Annotated in this window: 8 protein-coding genes and 2 pseudogenes; 6 read left to right on the top strand and 4 right to left on the bottom strand. The window is 68.2% G+C overall.

What is annotated here, in order from left to right; all coding sequences use genetic code 11:
- Positions 1–344, bottom strand: a pseudogene (locus AC1DSO_RS22105) (TonB-dependent receptor); the annotation flags it as partial.
- 236 nt (positions 345–580) lie between these two features.
- Between AC1DSO_RS22105 and AC1DSO_RS22100 the strand changes: the two are divergent.
- Positions 581–1,354, top strand: a complete 774-nt coding sequence (locus AC1DSO_RS22100; protein ID WP_477070856.1) for an IclR family transcriptional regulator — start codon at positions 581–583, stop codon at positions 1,352–1,354.
- Here AC1DSO_RS22100 and AC1DSO_RS22095 read toward each other — a convergent pair.
- Positions 1,333–3,000, bottom strand: coding sequence for a long-chain fatty acid--CoA ligase (locus AC1DSO_RS22095; RefSeq protein ID WP_477070855.1), 1,668 nt, complete (start codon positions 2,998–3,000; stop codon positions 1,333–1,335). The genes AC1DSO_RS22100 and AC1DSO_RS22095 overlap by 22 nt on opposite strands.
- Before the next feature lie 243 nt (positions 3,001–3,243).
- Here AC1DSO_RS22095 and AC1DSO_RS22090 point away from each other — a divergent pair, with 243 nt between their 5' ends.
- Positions 3,244–4,749 (top strand): enoyl-CoA hydratase/isomerase family protein, encoded by a 1,506-nt coding sequence (locus AC1DSO_RS22090; RefSeq protein ID WP_477070854.1) that lies wholly within the window; start codon positions 3,244–3,246, stop codon positions 4,747–4,749.
- Positions 4,750–4,799: 50 nt separating this feature from the next.
- Here AC1DSO_RS22090 and AC1DSO_RS22085 read toward each other — a convergent pair whose 3' ends face one another.
- Positions 4,800–5,570, bottom strand: coding sequence for an enoyl-CoA hydratase/isomerase family protein (locus AC1DSO_RS22085; protein WP_477070853.1), 771 nt, complete (start codon positions 5,568–5,570; stop codon positions 4,800–4,802).
- A gap of 204 nt (positions 5,571–5,774) precedes the next feature.
- Here AC1DSO_RS22085 and AC1DSO_RS22080 point away from each other — a divergent pair, with 204 nt between their 5' ends.
- The 4 genes and pseudogenes from AC1DSO_RS22080 to AC1DSO_RS22065 all read left to right on the top strand — a co-directional run bounded on the left by AC1DSO_RS22080 (position 5,775) and on the right by AC1DSO_RS22065 (position 9,029).
- A complete protein-coding gene (locus tag AC1DSO_RS22080; protein ID WP_477070852.1) occupies positions 5,775–7,340 on the top strand; it encodes a glucose 1-dehydrogenase in 1,566 nt (521 codons plus the stop codon).
- A 28-nt stretch (positions 7,341–7,368) separates the two neighbouring features.
- Positions 7,369–7,899 carry a nuclear transport factor 2 family protein gene (locus tag AC1DSO_RS22075; RefSeq protein WP_477070851.1) on the top strand — a complete coding sequence of 177 codons (531 nt, stop codon included), beginning with the start codon at positions 7,369–7,371 and terminating at the stop codon, positions 7,897–7,899.
- A gap of 117 nt (positions 7,900–8,016) precedes the next feature.
- A pseudogene (locus AC1DSO_RS22070) lies at positions 8,017–8,259 on the top strand (YnfA family protein); the annotation flags it as partial.
- 296 nt (positions 8,260–8,555) lie between these two features.
- Positions 8,556–9,029, top strand: coding sequence for a GatB/YqeY domain-containing protein (locus AC1DSO_RS22065; protein WP_477070850.1), 474 nt, complete (start codon positions 8,556–8,558; stop codon positions 9,027–9,029).
- A gap of 43 nt (positions 9,030–9,072) precedes the next feature.
- On the opposite strand, the gene AC1DSO_RS22060 is transcribed toward AC1DSO_RS22065, so the two are convergent.
- A complete protein-coding gene (locus AC1DSO_RS22060) occupies positions 9,073–16,470 on the bottom strand; it encodes a hypothetical protein (protein ID WP_477070849.1) in 7,398 nt (2,465 codons plus the stop codon).
- Positions 16,471–16,946 lie beyond the last annotated feature (476 nt).

Here is a 16,946-nt window from a genome sequence, read left to right as displayed (position 1 = left end):
CTTCTGGCGCCTGAGCATGTCGCCGGAGAAGGCCGACACGGCGATCGGCACTTCCTGCAGTTTTTCCTCGCGCCGCTGGGCCGTGACGACCAGCTCGTCAAGCGTCGCGGCCTCCTGCGCCGGGGCCGGGGCGGCGACCTGCGCCGCCGCCGGCGAAGCCAGGAACAAAGAGAGCGTCGAAGCGCCGGCGAGCAAGGTCGCACGGCGCAAGGTTTGCGCGATCACCATTCGTTTCCCCCAATGAGCTTCCGCTGGCGCGGGCTCATCCGTGATTGTTGCGACGCRCTAGCGGCGTCTCGCCTAGGGAGCAGCGGCGAGCGTGATCTCGCCAGTGAAGGAAGAATAGACCTCTGATTATCGCAAACGAGATATTTGAATGCTGATTGGGAGCGATGAACTGTCGCACCACGGCCTTGTTCGCGTCTCCGGAACGCAATGCAGTGTTGAGTGAAACCTCGCCATCGCGCGGAAACAACCTCCGGAAATATCACATATGTACAGGATGACTGGACGCGCCCTGAACGCAGCGCTCTAAACAGGACTGCTGTCAGGGTTGGTCCGTCACGCTTGGAACCTTTCGATGCGCCGAGACCCCATCAAATCCGCCGCCCGCACGCTTGAGATTCTCGAGCTCTTCCAGGAGCAACGCACGCCCCTGCGCCTGACCTACATTTTCGAGAAATTGGGTTACCCGCAGTCGAGCACCACGACCCTCCTGAAGAGCATGGTCGTTCTGGGCTACCTGAACTACGACCGCGCCTCGCGCACCTATTTTCCAACGCCCCGGGTGGCGGCGCTGGGCGACTGGGTCAATCATCACCTTTTCGGGTCTGGCGACATCGATCGTCTGGTCACCCGCATTTTCGAGCAGACCAACGAGACGGTGGTGATCTCGTCGCAGAACGACATCTTCATCCAGCACCTGCGGATCATCCAACCTACCCACCCGTACAAGGTGGCGCTGACCGAAGGCAGCATGCGCGTCCTGCCCCACTCGGCCGCGGGTCTGGTTCTGATGAGCCAAATGCAGGTCAAGGCGGTCGACAAGCTCTGCCGGCACATCAACGCCTATCTGGGCGGGACCGGCGACCGGATCGACATCACTCAGCTGCAGGAGCAGCTGGCGTGGGTGCGCCGGGAAGGCTACGGCCTGCTGGCCGCCTTCCCCTTCCCCAACGCCGCAGGGATCGCCATGCCGTTGCCGGCCACCCCGCACGGCGTCCAGCTGACCCTGGGCGTCGGCGGCCTCAACAGCCGCATCGCCCGGCACAAGAGCGAGATCGTGGCGATCATGAACGCGGGTGTGGCCGAATACGGCGAAAGCCTCAAGCGCTATGCCGCGCCCGAGGCTTGAGGTCGCCCGTCTAGGCTGGGTCCGTCGAGATGATGGCGATAGGTCTCGCGAAGCTTCGACTTCAGCAGTTTGCCGGTCGCCGTGTGCGGCAAGGTCTCGACGATGACCACGTCGTCAGGGACCTGCCAGCGAGCCACGCGCGAGGCGAGGAATTGGAGGATCTCGGCCTTGTCCGGCGTGCTCTCGGGCGTCGGCACGATGATCAGCAACGGCCGTTCCTGCCACTTGGGATGGGGCACGCCGATCACGGCCGCCTCCCGCACGTCGGGATGGGCGATGACGGCGTTCTCCAGATCGACCGAGGAGATCCATTCGCCGCCCGACTTGATAATGTCCTTGGACCGGTCGGTGAGCTGCAGGTAGCCATTGGGGTGGATCTTGGCGACGTCGCCGGTCGGGAACCAACCGTCCTCGGCCGTGGCCAGCTCGTCACCCTTGAAGTAGCGCCGCACCACCCAGGGGCCTCGAACCTGGAGATCGCCGATGGCGACGCCATCATGAGGCGCTATCGCGCCGTCGACGTCGACGATCCTGAGGTCGACGCCATAGATCGCACGGCCCTGAAGCGCTTGGACGTCATAACGGGCCTGGCGGTCGAGGAAGGCGTGTTCGGGCAGCGGGGTTCCGACCGTCGCCAATGGACTAGTCTCGGTCATACCCCAAGCGTGGATGACATAGACGCCCAGCATGTAGTCGAAGCGCTCGATCAGGCTGCGCGGCGCGGCCGAGCCGCCGACCAGGACGCGCTCGAGGGCCAGACCCGACAGATCCAGTTCCTCTCGGTGCGTGGCGACATAGTCGAGGAAGCCGAGCCAGACGGTCGGCACTCCCAGACTGAACGTGCAGCGTTCGGCGCGCATCAGGTTGAAGAGGTTTTCCCCGTCAACCGCCGCGCCGGGGAGCACCAGTTTGGCGCCGCACATCGCGGCGCTGAACGGGATTCCCCAGGCGTTCACGTGGAAGAGCGGAGTCACCAGAAGGATGCTGTCGCGCCGGGAGACGGCCATGCCGTCCGCGCCCGTGGCGATGAAGGCGTGCAGGACCAAGGATCGGTGACTGTAGAGGACACCCTTTGGATCGCCGGTCGTGCCTGAGGTGTAGCAGAGGATCGCCCCGGCGTTTTCCGACACGGTGGTCCAGGGCGCGTCGCTGGCCTCGGGCGCGACGAGGTTCTCGTAGCTGATCAGGTTGGGCAGGCGCAGGTCGGGCATGTCCTGAGCGCTGGACAGGCAGACATAGGTCTCGACGTTAGGGGCTTGGACGGCCAGCGGTTCGAGCAGCTTTCCGAAAGCCGGGTCGAAGAACACGATGCGGTTCTCGGCATGGCGCAGGATGAAGGCGATCTGCTCGGGAAAGAGACGCGGATTGACGGTGTTCAGGATCCCGCCGGCCCCGGTGACTCCATAATAGAGCTCCAGGTGCCGGGTGGTGTTCAAGGCCAGGCTGGCGACGCGATCACCCTCGTTGAAGCCGCGGCGCCGAAGCGCGGCGGCGAGCTTGCGCGCACGCGTTGCGACCTTCGCATAGTTGCTGCGGGTCACGCCGCCGGGGTCGCTGGAGACGATCTCGACTTCACCATGGAACCGGGCCGCGTGATCAAGCAGCGAGGACAGCGTCAGGGGCGTATCCTGCATCAGGCCGAGCATGGCTTTTCCTATTGTCCRATGGGCTCTGGCCCGGACCATAGGAGCGGATCGCCCATCGCCGCCGAGCCGGCTGGGTCCGGAGAAGTCTTTTCACATACGCGATACTGGGAAGCCGCGACCGCCAAGCGCTTTCAGCGGTTCACGCGGCGTGCTGTTGTGGGCTCATGACGTGTGCTTCGGCGCCCGTCGAACCGGCGAGAACCGCTTGAAGCGGACGGCGATACGCAACCGGTCGGAGGAAACATGGGACTGAGAACGCCCCGCCGACCGACGCTCGGCGCCTTGATTGGCCAATCAGATCAACTCGCGCCGACGCCCCTGCGTCACGTCGCGCATCTCAAACTCGACTGCCCACCGCCCTGCAGCTGGGATGCGGCGCACGCCCGAGACTTCATCGAGAAGGTCACCGCGTTCGGCGAAGATCCCGATGTCTGCGCCATAGTCCTGCACGGCCGACGCCTGTTCAGCGATGTGCTCGCCGCCAAAACAGCGCCCGACGATGCGCGTTCGGTGGTCTATGCGGCGGTCGCCGGCTCGGCCAAGCCGGTCATTGCCGCCCTCTCTGGCCCCGTCACGGGCTCGGGCTTGGAACTGGCCCTGGCCTGCGCCGCGCGCGTCGCCTCGCCCAACGCCACCTTCTCGAACCTGGCCCGCAGCGAGGGCCATCTCCCCGCCGCCGAGACCCTGATCCGCCTGGCGCGGCTGGTCGAGGTCGAGCGCGCGGCCGATCTTAGCGTCTTCAACGCGGTCTGGGACTGCAAGGCCGCCATCGAGCACGGCCTCGTCGATTTGGTCGCCGCCCGAGATCTCCTCCACGTCGCCGGGAAGCTGGCTTATAGCCTCAATGGCGGGCGAAAGCTCACCCTCAGCGCCGAGCCGGAAGTCGTCGCCGCCAAGATCTATGGCCTGCGCGCCAAGGTCCGCCGCGAAGCGCCGCATCAGGCCGCGCCGATGACGCTGCTGCGGGCGCTGGAGTTCGCAGCGCAGACGCCGGCGAAACGCGCCCGTGTCGAGATCGACCGGCTGGACGAGGCCTTCGCCGCCTCGCCCGAAGCCCAGGCCCTGACCTATGCCGAGCGCGGTCAGGCGACGCTGGCCCGCGCCAACCTCCCCACCGACCTGGCCCACGAACTGGCATGGCCGCTGCTGCGCGAAGCCATCCACCTGCTGGACGAAGGCGCGACACCAGGTCAGATCGACCGCGAGCTTCAGAGGTTCGGCTTTCTCCACGGCCCGTTCACGCGCTCGGATCGTCACGGCATGGAGTCGGTGTTTCGCCGCCAGGCCAGTCTGGCCAATGGCGAGGATTGGGTCACCTATTCGCCAACCCTGGACCTCATGGCCGATGAGGGGCGCATTGGCGGCCCGGACGCGCCCGGCTGGTATCGCCACGGCAGTGATGGCCGCTACACCTTCGAGCCGGAGGTCGATCGGCTTCTCCAGGCGTCGGCCACCTTCCAGCGCTGCGCCCGCGCCCCGATCGACGGCGAGGTCATCGTCGAGCGCTGCCTGACGGCAGCGATCAACGGCACGGCCCATGCCCTCGAAGCGCGTCCCGACCTGTCGCCCAGCCTGGTCGACGCGGTCTGGACGGCGCGGCTAGGATTTCCGAAGTGGCGGGGTGGGCCGCTCTACATGGCCAGGACGCACGCCTGCGATCCGCTCGCATGCTTGGAACGCTGGGCCCGTGTGCGCAACACCGCCGGCGTGGCCGCGCCGCTCTTGCGCCGGATCGTCGCCAATCCCTGAGGCCTCAACGCGAAGTCGCGTCCGGCCAAGCCGGACGCGGCGGTTTCACGCTATTTGCCCTGAAACGCCGGCGGGCGCTTTTCGATGAAGGCCTTGACCGCTTCCTTCGCGTCGTCGCTCTTCGACAGCTTCAGAGTGTTGCCCTGTTCGTAACGATAGCCGTCGCGCAGGCTCAGATTGTCGATGACGTTGAGGCTGTCCTTGGCCGCGGCGACGGCGAGCGGGCTTTTGCTGGCGATTTCCTTGGCGATGGTTCGCGCGTAGTCCAGATATTCTTCGTGCGGCAAAGCCGCCTCGATGAGGCCGCGCCGATAAAGCTCCTCGGCGGGCACGCGCCAGCCGGTCAGCACCATGCGCCGAGCCAGCGAGTGGGGAATGAAGCGCAGGGCGTGCTTGGCGCCGCCGGCCAGGCCGACGTCGATTTCGGGAAGACCGAACACGGCGCGCTCGGAGGCCACGATGATGTCGCAGCTGGCGACGATCCCCAGACCCGCGCCCAGCGCCGCGCCATTGACGGCGACGACGATGGGCTTGCTGCATTCGACCATCGACCAGCTCATCTCGCGCGCCATGCGCTGACGCGCGTAGGCCGTGCCAGCCGGCGCGTCCGGACCCGGGCGGTTCTTCAGGTCGGCGCCGGCGCAAAACGTCTTGCCCTCGGCGGTCAGGAGCACCGCGCGTACGTCGCTGCTTTCGTTGAATGCGTCGAAGGTGGCGGTCAGCTCCAGCATCATCTCGACGCTGGCGGAATTGACCGGCGGATTGGCCAGCGTCACCGTCGCCACGAAGTCTTCGACCTCAACCTTCAAGCACGACATCATTTCCTCCCTACCCGTCACCGGTCGCCGACCGTTTGGCCGAGATTGATAGCCGCTGGCGGCGGGCCGCCGGCATCACGCCGGTCGGAGCGGCCCACATCACATAGGGGATATTGAGCGGGGTGGATTATGGCGACGGATCCCATCCCCAACCGCTGCTAGGCTTCTAGTGCGCCGCGCCGGCGCCAGCATCGAGCCGAGTACAGCATGCTCTCCAAGGCAAAGCCGCGTGTGGTTCTGGTGACGGGCGGGGCCGACGGCATTGGCTGGGCGGCGGCGCAACGCTTCGCGAGCGCGGGCGACCGGGTGCTGATCGCTGACCGCAATATCGAGCGCGCCATCGAGCGGGCCGCGAGCCTGGGTGCGAACCATGTCGCCATCGCCATGGACGTCTCGTCCGAAACCCAGGTTCGCGAAGGGTTCGGCCGTGTGCTGAGCGAGTTCGGCCGCCTCGATGTCCTGGTCAACAACGCCGGCGTGACCGATCCGCAACCGATCGCGACCCTCGACCAGACGGCCGACGAGATCCGACGGCTGCAGTCGATCAATGTGACGGGCGCCTTCCTGGCCGCGCGTGAGGCCGGGCGCATCATGACCGCCCAAGGGCGAGGCGCCATCGTCAACCTCGCCTCCGGGGCGGGGCTCGTGGCGCTGGCCAAGCGCACCAGCTACAGCGCCAGCAAGGCGGCGGTGATCTCCCTGACCCGAACCCTGGCCTGCGAATGGGCGGCGCGAGGCGTCCGCGTCAACGCCGTGCTGCCCGGCTACACGCGCACCCAGATGGTGCAGGATCAACTCGATCGCGGCCTGCTGAGTCCATCGACGGTGCTGGCCCGAATCCCGGCGGGCCGGATGGGCGAACCCGAGGAGATGGCCGAGGGCATCTTCTTCCTGGCCGGCGACGAGGCCAGCTACATCGTCGGCGCGACGCTGGTCATTGACGGCGGCTACACCGTCTATGGCGGCGCCGGTCCGGCCTCGTCCGCCCCCGCGCCGATGGCCGAACCTCGATCGCCTCGCATCGTCGCGGTCACCGGCGGAGCCGGCGGCATCGGCCGCTGCGTCGTCGACCTCTTCAGGACCGCCGGCGACCGGCTGCTGGTCATCGACCGCGATGCGGACGGCGCTCAGGCGCTCGCCGTGGAACTCGGCGAGGACCACCTCGTCGTCCAGGCCGACGTCACCAATGTTGCCGCGATCGACGCCGCCTTCGCGCAGGCCAAGGCGCGCTGGGGCCGCCTGGACGTGCTGATCAACAACGCCGGGGCCGCCGACGCTTCCAAGTCGACCCTGGATCAGACCGCCGAGGACTTCACCGGCGTCTACGATCTCAACTTCAGCGGCCCGCTGAACGCCGCCCAGGCCGCGGCGCGCGTGATGAGCGATGGCGGCGTGATCATCAATCTCGGCTCGATCGCGGGCCTGGCCGCCTTGCCCCGTCGCAACGCCTACTGCGCCGCCAAGGCCGCCGTGACGATGATGACGAGAAGCCTGGCCTGCGAATGGGCCTCGGCTGGCATCCGCGTGAACACCGTCGCCCCCGGCTATATCGACACCCCGGCCGTCCTGGCGCTGACATCGACCGGGCGAGCCCGGCTCGACAAGATCGCCCGGCGCACGCCGATTGGCCGGCTGGGCGACCCGGCCGAGGTCGCCCGGGTCATCGTCTTTCTGGCCTCGCCGGCCGCCAGTTACATCACCGGCGCGACCCTTAGCGTCGACGGCGGCTGGATGGCGTTCGGCGACGCCGGCGACGCCTCTGACACCCTTTGACCCAGATCCCGTGAGCAAGGCCCAAGCCATGTCAGATCAACCGAACCTGCAAGAGCTGTGGGACCGCGAACAGATCCGCGAATGTCTCTATCGCTACTGCCGCGGCATAGACCGCATGGACGAGGCCGCGTTACGCTCGGTGGCTTGGCCCGAGGGCCGCGACCAGCATGGGCCCTTCGAGGGCTCGGCGGCGGCGTTCGTCGACTGGGCGATGAAGGCGTTGCCGCACATCGAACGCAGCGTCCATCACGTGCACAACGTCATGATCAAGTTCCAGAACCCGTCAACCGCGGCGGTCGAGTCCTCGTTCACCGCCCTGCACCGGCAGCCCGACGACGATGAAGCGCTCGTCGTCCTGCACATGTGCGGACGGTATCTCGACAAGTTCGAAAAGCGCGATGGCGACTGGCGCATCGCTGACCGCCAGGTGATCTTCGACTGGATCGAAAAAAGCCCGCCCACGCCCGGCGCCCATCCCGAACGGTTTGGCGGCCGTACGCCCGTCGGCGGCCGCTTCCCGGAGGATCCGCTATACAGGTTCCTGCACCGCGCTCGCTAGCGCAGCGCCGCCGCCGCCGTTGCCGCGACTTCGGCTTCCCGATCGCTACACGCTGACCAAGCGCAGCCAGGGTCGCCACGCATGATCAAGACATCGCTCGTCTATGCGGGCTAGGCTCTGGTGGAAATCGCCGGCTGTTTCAGCTTCTGGATGTGGCTTCGCGAAGGCAAGTCGATCTGGTGGCTGGCGCCGGGCATGGTCTTCTTGGCGCTGTTCGCCTGGTTGCTGACCCTGGTCGACAGCGCGGCCGCCGGCCGAGCCTACGCCGCCTATGGCGGCGCCTGCATCATCGCCTCGCTCGTCTGGCTCTGGCGCGTTGAGGGCGTGCGTCCTGACCGATGGGACGCCATCGGCGACGTTCGGACGCCCGCTCTACGCCAGAAGCCGCCATTGGCCTGCTTCCAGGATGTTGACGCTGGACACTTGTCTTTCAGCTCGCCCACTGCCGCGGTCCCGCCGCGCAAGAAAGGGCTGGCAGCGAAATGCGTTCCGCCATGCGCTCCCTGCCTTATCCGAGATATATAGGATCGTTGCGCTAACGGGGCGGATTTAGCCCGGATAACTCCTCGTGACTTACGCCTCGCCCGTGCCCTTAAGAGCTGCGGTCACCATCCACTAAAGCACTATCGAATAGAGTGAACTGAAAGGACGACGACATGGCTTTGCTCGACGAGCTCAAAGCTGACCAACTAACAGCACGCAAGCTGAGCGACCGTCTGAAGGCTGACGTGCTCACCACATTGATCGGCGAAGCCACGCAGATCACGACCGAAGAATTCAAGCGCGGCGTGACGGAAGTCACTGACGAAAAGGTCGTCGCAACCGTCGCAAAGTTCTTGAAGAACACGAAGCTGACGCTGGAAAACCTCGCGACCGAACGCGCGCGCCTGATCGACGCCGGTGGCGATGTGTCGAAGGTGGACGAGCGGACCAAGGCGGCTGAAGCCGAACTGGCGATCCTGTCCTCGTATGGCCCCAAGCAGATGACGGAATCGGAACTGCGCGAGGCCATCAACGACTTCCGGGCCAAGAACCCCGGCGCCAACGTCGGGGCGATCATGGCCCACCTGAAGACTAGCTTCGGCGGTCAGTATGACGGCAAGGCCGCCAGCACGTTGGCCAAGGCTTAAATTGAGGGTAACTGCGTGTCTGTCCGCTCTCGATGCTCCTGGGTTAGAACGGGATCGCCACCTTCAGCGACAGGGTCTGGTTCCGGGTCCGGTCGCCGAACTGGCCAGTCCAGGCCAGGCGGCCGCTGGCCTTGGGGCCAATGACCGACACGCCCAGCTCGGTATCGAAGGTCGTCTTGTCCAAGCCGGGATTGACCGTGAAACCGCTGGCCGCCGCGGCCGGAGCGCCCTGGAAGGCCGCCTCGAACAGCGCTTTTTCGGCGTCCGACGAATACGTCGCGCCTACTCGGCCATAGGGCCGGTAGACGGCGCTGCGGCCCTTGAACTCGGCGCCGACCTCGACCTTGAAGCTGGCGCGGCCATAGGTGTCCTTCTGGTCCGGCACGACCAAGTTGACCGCGCCGGCGCCGGTTTCGGCGAAGCCCTTGGTATCGACCTTCACGGCGCTGGCTTCGATCATCGGCTTCACATAGGCCCGGTCCGAACCCCAGCGATACGAGGCGCGACCGCTGGCCGCCAGGAAGCTCATGTCCTGTTTGCCTCGGGCGAAGCGCGCGGGTGAAGCCGGCAGCGGAACCAGGCGCCGCGTCTTCATGTCCGACTGGCCGCCGTGGATCGCCAGACCGACGCCGAAGCCGTGGCCCGGGTCGCGCTTGACCACCAGGCCGCCCTGGTAGCGCTGGCCATCGGCGTTGACGCGGCTCTTGACGCCGCCGCCGACGTCCTCGGCCGACAGGGCGCCGCCGACGCGCCAAGCGCCGTCGCCGCTGACCGCCGCCTCGAAGCCGCCGGCCAGGCCGGTCGAGTTCTCGTCATAGGCCATGGCGGCCGAGCTGCCCTTGAGCTCCAGCCAGCGGGCCGAGGGTTTCACCCAGATGCAGCCGCGCTCGGAGACGGTGACGCCCTCACTGGACCGAGGGCAGCTGAACATCGAGTCCGCGAACTGCTGGCTGGCGAAGATCTGCGCCGTCTGCTGGGCGGCATAGGTCTCCGGCGAGAAGCCGTCATAGAACTTCGCCAACTCAGGCACGCTGGGCACATAAAACAGCTCGGCCGTGATCGGCGCGAAGGTCGGCGAGCTGCCGGCCGTCTGGATGGCGTTGATATGGTCGCCCAGCGCCGTCTGGTTGCGGTTCAAGCCGCTGGGCGAGAAGTCGATATCGTATTTGAGGTTCAGGTCCTGGCTAGTCGCGGCCAGGGCGAAGCCCGCCACGGCCGAGATCGGCTTGTTCAGCATCACGCCCGACTGGGTCACCGTGCCCGAGCCGTCCAGGATAGCCACGGTGTGGCTGCCCGGCAGCGCGTAGCCGGGGTTCAGGATGTTCAGCGTGAACGCGCCCTTGATGTCGATCGAGCCGGTCAGTTTCAGTTGGTCGATCTCGCCCGACTTGCCGGTGCGCAACAGGTCCAGGTCGGTCAGCATGTTGCCGGTGGCCGACTGAATGAAACTGCCCTGGACCGCCGTCGTCTGGACCACGCCCGCGTCGCCGGGGCTGAGCAGACCGTGGTTGATCAGATTGCCGCCGTTCAGCTTCACATAGTCCAGCGAGACGAAGAACGACTTGGCGTTGTTGGTGACGCTGTTGACGCCCAGGCCCAGGTCGACATTGCCGATCAGGCCCTTGTTGGCGATGACGGCGTCGTTGCCGCCTGTGCCCGTGACGGCTAGCTTGGAGTCCGACCAGGTCACGCCGTTGAGGGTGAGGGTGTTGTTCTTACCCCCGTCCATCAGGACGCCCATACCGTAGACCGAGCCGCCCTTCACGTCGCCGTTCAGGGTGGCGGTGATGTCGTCGTTGCCGTCCTTCGAGGCGCTCTGGAAGACCGCGCCGATGCCGTTCTTGCCGCCGACGATGACGTTGCCGTTCTGAACGACGGTCACCTTGCCGCCCTCGCCGACGCCTTCCATCGAACCGATGAAGCCCAGCAGCATCTTGCCGCCGAACAGGCCGCCGCCGCCGCCCACCGACTGGGCGAAGATGCCGACCGCGCCGATCCCGGTGACCGTGATGTTGCCGGTGTTGGTCACCGTCACGTCGCCGCCGTTCCCGCCATTGGCGTGGATCGGGTTCAGCTGCAGATCCAGGATGTCGCTGTAGTTCTGGCCGCCGAAGGCCGTGGTGTTGCCCCACGAGGCCAGGCCTAGCGAATAGTCTCCGGCCAGGCCGCCGCCGCCGCCCACGCTCTGGGCGAAAATGCCGGTGGCCCCCGCGCCGGAGGTCGTGATGTCGCCCTTGTTGGTGACGATCACCTCGCCGCCGTCGCCGGCCGAACCGCCGAGACCGGAGAACACTACCTGGCCGACGGCGGACATGATGCCCTCGCCGCCCTGGCCGCCGCCACCGCCCACCGACTGGGCGAAGATGCCGTTGGCGTTCACGCCGGAGGTCGTGATCTTGCCCTCGTTGATCACCGTAACCTTGCCGCCGTCCCCGGCCGCGCCGCCCATGCCGCCGATGCCGATGCCGAACGCCGGCGCCTTGAGCGACTTCACGAACTCGGCCGTGGCTGTCAGGTTGCCGACCGTGGACATGGTCGCGGCCAAACCGCCGCGTTCTTCGTCTTCGCTTTCCGCGTCGGTCGCGCCGCCGACCCCGCCGCCGCCGCCGATCGACTGGGCGAAGACGCCGCGAGCCAGGTCGCCTTCGGTGACGATCGAGCCCTTGTTCTGGACATAGACTTCGCCGCCGTCGCCGGCCGCCGCGCCTTGGCCGCCGATGCTCACCTCGCCGGCCAAGCCCGAGCCGCCAAGGCCGCCGCCGCCGCCCACCGACTGGGCGAAGATGGCATGGCTGCCTTGCCCCACCGTGTGGATCACGCCGTCGTTGAGGACGCGGACCACGCCCCCGTCGCCCGCCGCCGCGCCACTGCCGCCGATGGCGATCTGCGCGCCCTTGCCTTCGCCCTTGTTGATCAGGTCGAGGATGTTGGGGATTTCCTCGCCTTCGGTGGAAACGACGCCGCCGGCGCCGCCGCCGCCGCCGACCGACTGGGCCAGCACGCCGTACGACTGTGCGCCATCGGTATAGATCCCACCCTTATTGTCGACGATGACTTCGCCGCCGTCGCCCGCCGCGCCGCCGTAGCCGCCCAGCGAGACGGAGACCGACGTCTGGCCCTTGGATTTCGAGGACGAGAAGGCCAAGGCGAAGCCCCGGGCGTCACCACCCGCGCCGCCGCCGCCGCCGACCGACTGGGCGAAGACCCCGTGGCTGCCGTCGGCGTTCGAGGCCAGCGTGCCGGTGTTCCCCACCGTCACCTTGCCGCCGTCGCCCGCTGTGCCGCCGAAGCCGCCCATGGCGATCGAGTAGACGCCATTCTTGCCCGCGCCCATCGCGCCGGACACCGAGGTGGCGACGCCGCCGTCGCCGCCGCCGCCGCCCACGCTCTGGGCATAGATCACATGGCTCAGCGAGCCGTCGGTGCGCATATTGCCCGAGTTGACGACCTTGACGTCGCCGCCGTCGTTGCCCTTGCCGCCCGAGCCGCCCATCGCGATGGAGATGTTCTGGCTGCGGTCACCGAACGAGACCGAGCCGCTGCCGCCGGCGAGATATTCGCCCCAATCATCGGAATCGAGCCCGGTCATGCCGCCATGGCCGCCGCCGCCGCCGATCGATTGGGCCAGGATGCCGTGCGACAACTCGCCGACGGTCCAAATGGCGCCGCTGTTGATCACCTCGACGTCACCGCCGGTCGTGCCGTTGCCGCCGAAACCGCCCATGTTGGCGGTCACGTTCACCGACTGGCTGCCCGACAGGGCGATGTTGCCGGCCGAGCCGCCCGCCCCGCCGCCGCCGCCCACGCTCTGGGCGAAGACGCCGATCGAACCGTCGCCCTTGGTGTTGACGGTCTTGGTGGTGGTGACCTTGACGTCGCCGGCCTCGCCCGCGCCGCCRCCGCTGCCGCCCATCGTCAAGCCGATATTGGTCGACTTGGTCGCGCCGAAATTGGCCGCGACCGTGAAGCCGCCCGTGCCGCCGCCGCCGCCGACGCTCTGGGCGAAGACGGCGTGCGCCGCGTCGCCGTGGGTCAGGATCTCGCCGATGATGTCGACCTCGACATCGCCGCTGTTACCGCCCGAGCCGCCCTGCCCGCCCAGGCTGACGCCCAGGGTGACGCTCTTGTTGGTCGCGACCGCGCCGGTCAAGCGACCCGCCCAGCCGCCATCGCCGCCGCCGCCGCCCACGCTTTGCGCGAAGACGCCATGCGCGGCGTCGCCAGTCGTCTCGGCAGCGCCCGTGGCCTTGACCTTGACGTCGCTGGATGTCCCGCCGACCCTGCCGCTGCCGCCGACGCTGGCGTTGAGGGCGACGCTGTTGGTGCTGCCGACCGCCAAGGCGCCCGAGATGGAGAAGCCGCCCGCGCCGCCGCCGCCGCCGACCGACTGGGCGAAGATGGCATGGGCGCCGTCGCCCTTGGTGCCGATATCGCTGCCGCTCTGGACGTCGACCTTCCAGCCGTCGCCGCCCTTGCCGCCGGAACCGCCGACCGTGACCGATGCTGCGCCGGCGTTRCTGCCCGCGCCGACCGCCAGGCCGCCGCTCCAGCCACCAGCCCCGCCGCCGCCGCCCAGGCTCTGGGCCAGGATGCCGACCGCGCGGTCGCCGCCGGTGAGGATAACGCCCTTACTGTCGACATCCACGGCCTTGCCGTCGCCGCCGTCGCCGCCCGAGCCGCCCAGCGCCAGGCTGGCGCCGCCGGCCGTCTTGCCGCCGCCGACGGCCGCACTGACCGAGAAGCCACCTGTGCCGCCGCCACCGCCGACCGATTGGGCCAGGACGCCATAGGAGTCCGCGCCCTTGGTGCTGATGCCGCCAGTGTTGGTCAGATCGACCACGCCGCCGTCGCCGCCGCCGCCGGCCGAGCCGCCGACCGACACCGCGATAGCGCCGGCCACCACGCCGCCAGCCCCGGCAATCGAACCGCTCCAGCCGCCGTGACCGCCGCCGCCGCCCACGCTCTGGGCATGCAGGCCGCTAGAGCGATCGCCGGTCGTGCTGATCGTGGCGCTGTTGGTCACCGTGACGAGATCGCCGTCGCCAGCTCCCGCTCCCGCGCCGCCCACGGCGACCGAGCCGGACAACGCCGCCTTGCCCACCGCAAGGGCCGCGGCGACCGCGAAGCCGCCATTGCCGCCGCTGCCGCCCACGCTCTGGGCGAAGAGGCCTTGCGAGTCCGCGCCGATCGTTTCCAGGTAGCCACTGCTGTTGACCGTGACCGCCTTGCCGTCGCCGCCATCGCCGCCGCTGCCGCCGACGGCGATGCTGAGCGCGCCGAAGGCTCCGACCGCAGCGCCTGCGCCGTAGCCGCCATTGCCGCCGCCGCCGCCGACCGACTGGGCGAAGATCGCGGCCGCGCGCTCGCCCGCTGTGCGGATGTCACTGCCTGCGCCGGCATTGACCGTGACGATGTCGCCGTCGCCACCCTTGCCGCCCGTGCCGCCGACCGAAATGTTCAGGAAGGCCCCGACGCTGGCCGCGCCGCCGCCGTTGCCGCCGCCGCCGCCCACCGACTGGGCGAAGACGCCGATCGAGCGGTCGCCGCCCGTCCGGATCTTGCCGCTGTTGCCGATGTCGACCACGCCGCCCTTGCCGCCATCGCCGCCCGAGCCCCCGATCGAGATCATGCCGCCCGCGCCGCCGCCGTCGCCGCCGCCGCCGCCCACGCTCTGGGCGTAGATGGCCGAGGCGTCGGCGCCGCTGGTCGTCAGGGAGCCGGTGTTGCCGACGGTGACCTTCTTGGAATCGCCGCCGCCGCCGCCAATGCCGCCGACCGCCGCGAGGCCGGCCGCGCCGCCCCCATCGCCGCCACCGCCGCCGACGCTTTCGGCGAAGATCGCCTGCGAGCCTTCGCCATGGGTGGTGATGACGCCGGCGTTGTTGACCGTGACCTCGCCGCCGTTGGACGTGCCGCTGCCGTTGCCGCCGATCGAGACCAAACTGGAAGCCGAGCCGCCCGAGCCACCGCTGCCGCCAATCGACTGGGCCAGGATCCCGCGCGAATAGGCGTTCCAGGTCTCGATGACGCCCGTGGCGCCGTTGGTGACCTGGACCGAGCCGCCGGCGCCGCCGTGCGAGCCGCCGCCGCCCAACGAGAACAGGCTGATGCCGGTGTCACCGCCATCGCCGCCGCCGCCGCCGACGCTCTGGGCGAAGATCGCGTCGCCATTGATCCCTTTGGTGGTAATGGCGCCGTTGTTGGTCACCGTCACCTGACCGCCGTCGCCGGCGCTGCCGCCGTTCGAGGCGTAGCCGGCCGCGAAATAGGAGTCGCCGCCATTGCCGCCGAAGCCGCCCAGGCTGGCGGCGCGGATGCCCTTGGAGAACTTGCCGTTCACGGCGATCGACGCGCCGGCCTCCGTATAGACCGACACCGCGCCGCCGATGGCGCTGTTGCCGCCGCCGCTGCTGCCGCAGATCGCAACGTCACAGCTGCCGGCGCTGCCGCCCGGACCGCCGACGCTGGAGGCGAAGATCCCGTTCGCGTTGCTTCCGTTCGTCACGATGCCGTTGGCGCCGAGGTTGACGCTGACCGCGCCGCCCGCGCCGCCCTGGCCACCGTCGCCGGCCGAGCCGACGCCCACGGCGAAGTTGCCGCCGTTGCCGCCCCCTCCGCCGGCGCTGATCGCCACAATGCCGTGCGCGTCGTCGCCGCTCGTCACGATGTCGATCAAGGCGTCGAGCGTGACGCTGCCGCCGCCGCCGCCCCAGCCGCCGTCGCCGCCGCTGCCGCCGCCGCCCGCGTTGCCGCCATTGCCGCCATAGCCAGCCCGGGTGGAGACGAGAATCCCCGTCTGACCCGTCTCGACCACAACGTGATCGGGATCCTCTACGGTGAGCGTCAGATTGGCCGAGCCGTCCCCCGTGTCGCCGTCCGACCAGGCGCCGCCGCCGCTGCCATTGGCGGCCTGATCCTTTAGCGGCGCGATGCTAATGGGCGGCTTGGCCGCGGCCACGATCAGCGCGTCCTGAACCGCGAAATGACCGATCGCTGAGCTCTTGGGCAGGCTGGCGGCGACAGGGGTGACGAGCAACGACGCCGCCCCCGAACCTGCGACCAGCGCCTTGCTGATCGCGCCGAGCATGGCGCGCGCGCGCGCATCCAGCTGTTCGGCGCGCTGGCGAGCTCGCCGGTCGCCCCGCTGCGACAAGACAACGACGGCCGCCAGCTCTGGCAAGGGCGAGGTCAGGGCTTGAGCCAGCTCGCCCAAGGCCGCGTAGAGCGTGAGCAGCGTCTCGTTGGACAACTTGCCCCGCCCAAGCTGATGGATGATGACCCCACGGGTCGCTTCAATCGCCGGCAGAGATGGCAAGAAGCGTTCGCGCAAGGCCACGGCGGTGGCCACATCGGCGCTTTCGGCGCGGATCCGCGCGTTAAGCTGAGCCAGGGCCGAGGTGAGTTTCGCCAGGTGATCGGCGCGCGCGACAGCTTGGTTCACGATCTTTTCTTCCCCCCGGAGACGTTAGCCCTGGGGCCATCGACCTTCTTGAACGAACAGCGTGACCTCATAAAGCATCGTCAACCGTCGCGTGATAATTAACGCTATGGATTATTCATGAATTTTCTGACCTGGCCCTCCTTTGATCGCCGCGCGACGCTTGCGCTCTATTCGTAAGACCACTCCTCCTGCGGGTCACCTAAGCGGATTGTCAGGACAGCCCAGGAGGACGGCGGCGCTCTCGCGCGTAGCTGTTAACGAACCGCCGAGCATCCGCTGGAATTTGCACATCCTATGAAGCCGGTTATGCATGAGCTTCAGTCCCAGTCGGGCGATCAGGAGGCTCGGATGGCCGTTACGCGACGGGAGGCAATGCTTGCCGGCGTGGCGGCGGCGATTGGCGGCGACGCCGCGATCGCGGCGCCCCGACGGCTTCCCAACATCGTCTTCATCATGGCCGACGACCTGGGTTGGGG

This window comes from Caulobacter sp. P4_E5 (genome assembly GCF_056401555.1).
This window is presented reverse-complemented; position numbering and strand designations above follow the sequence as displayed.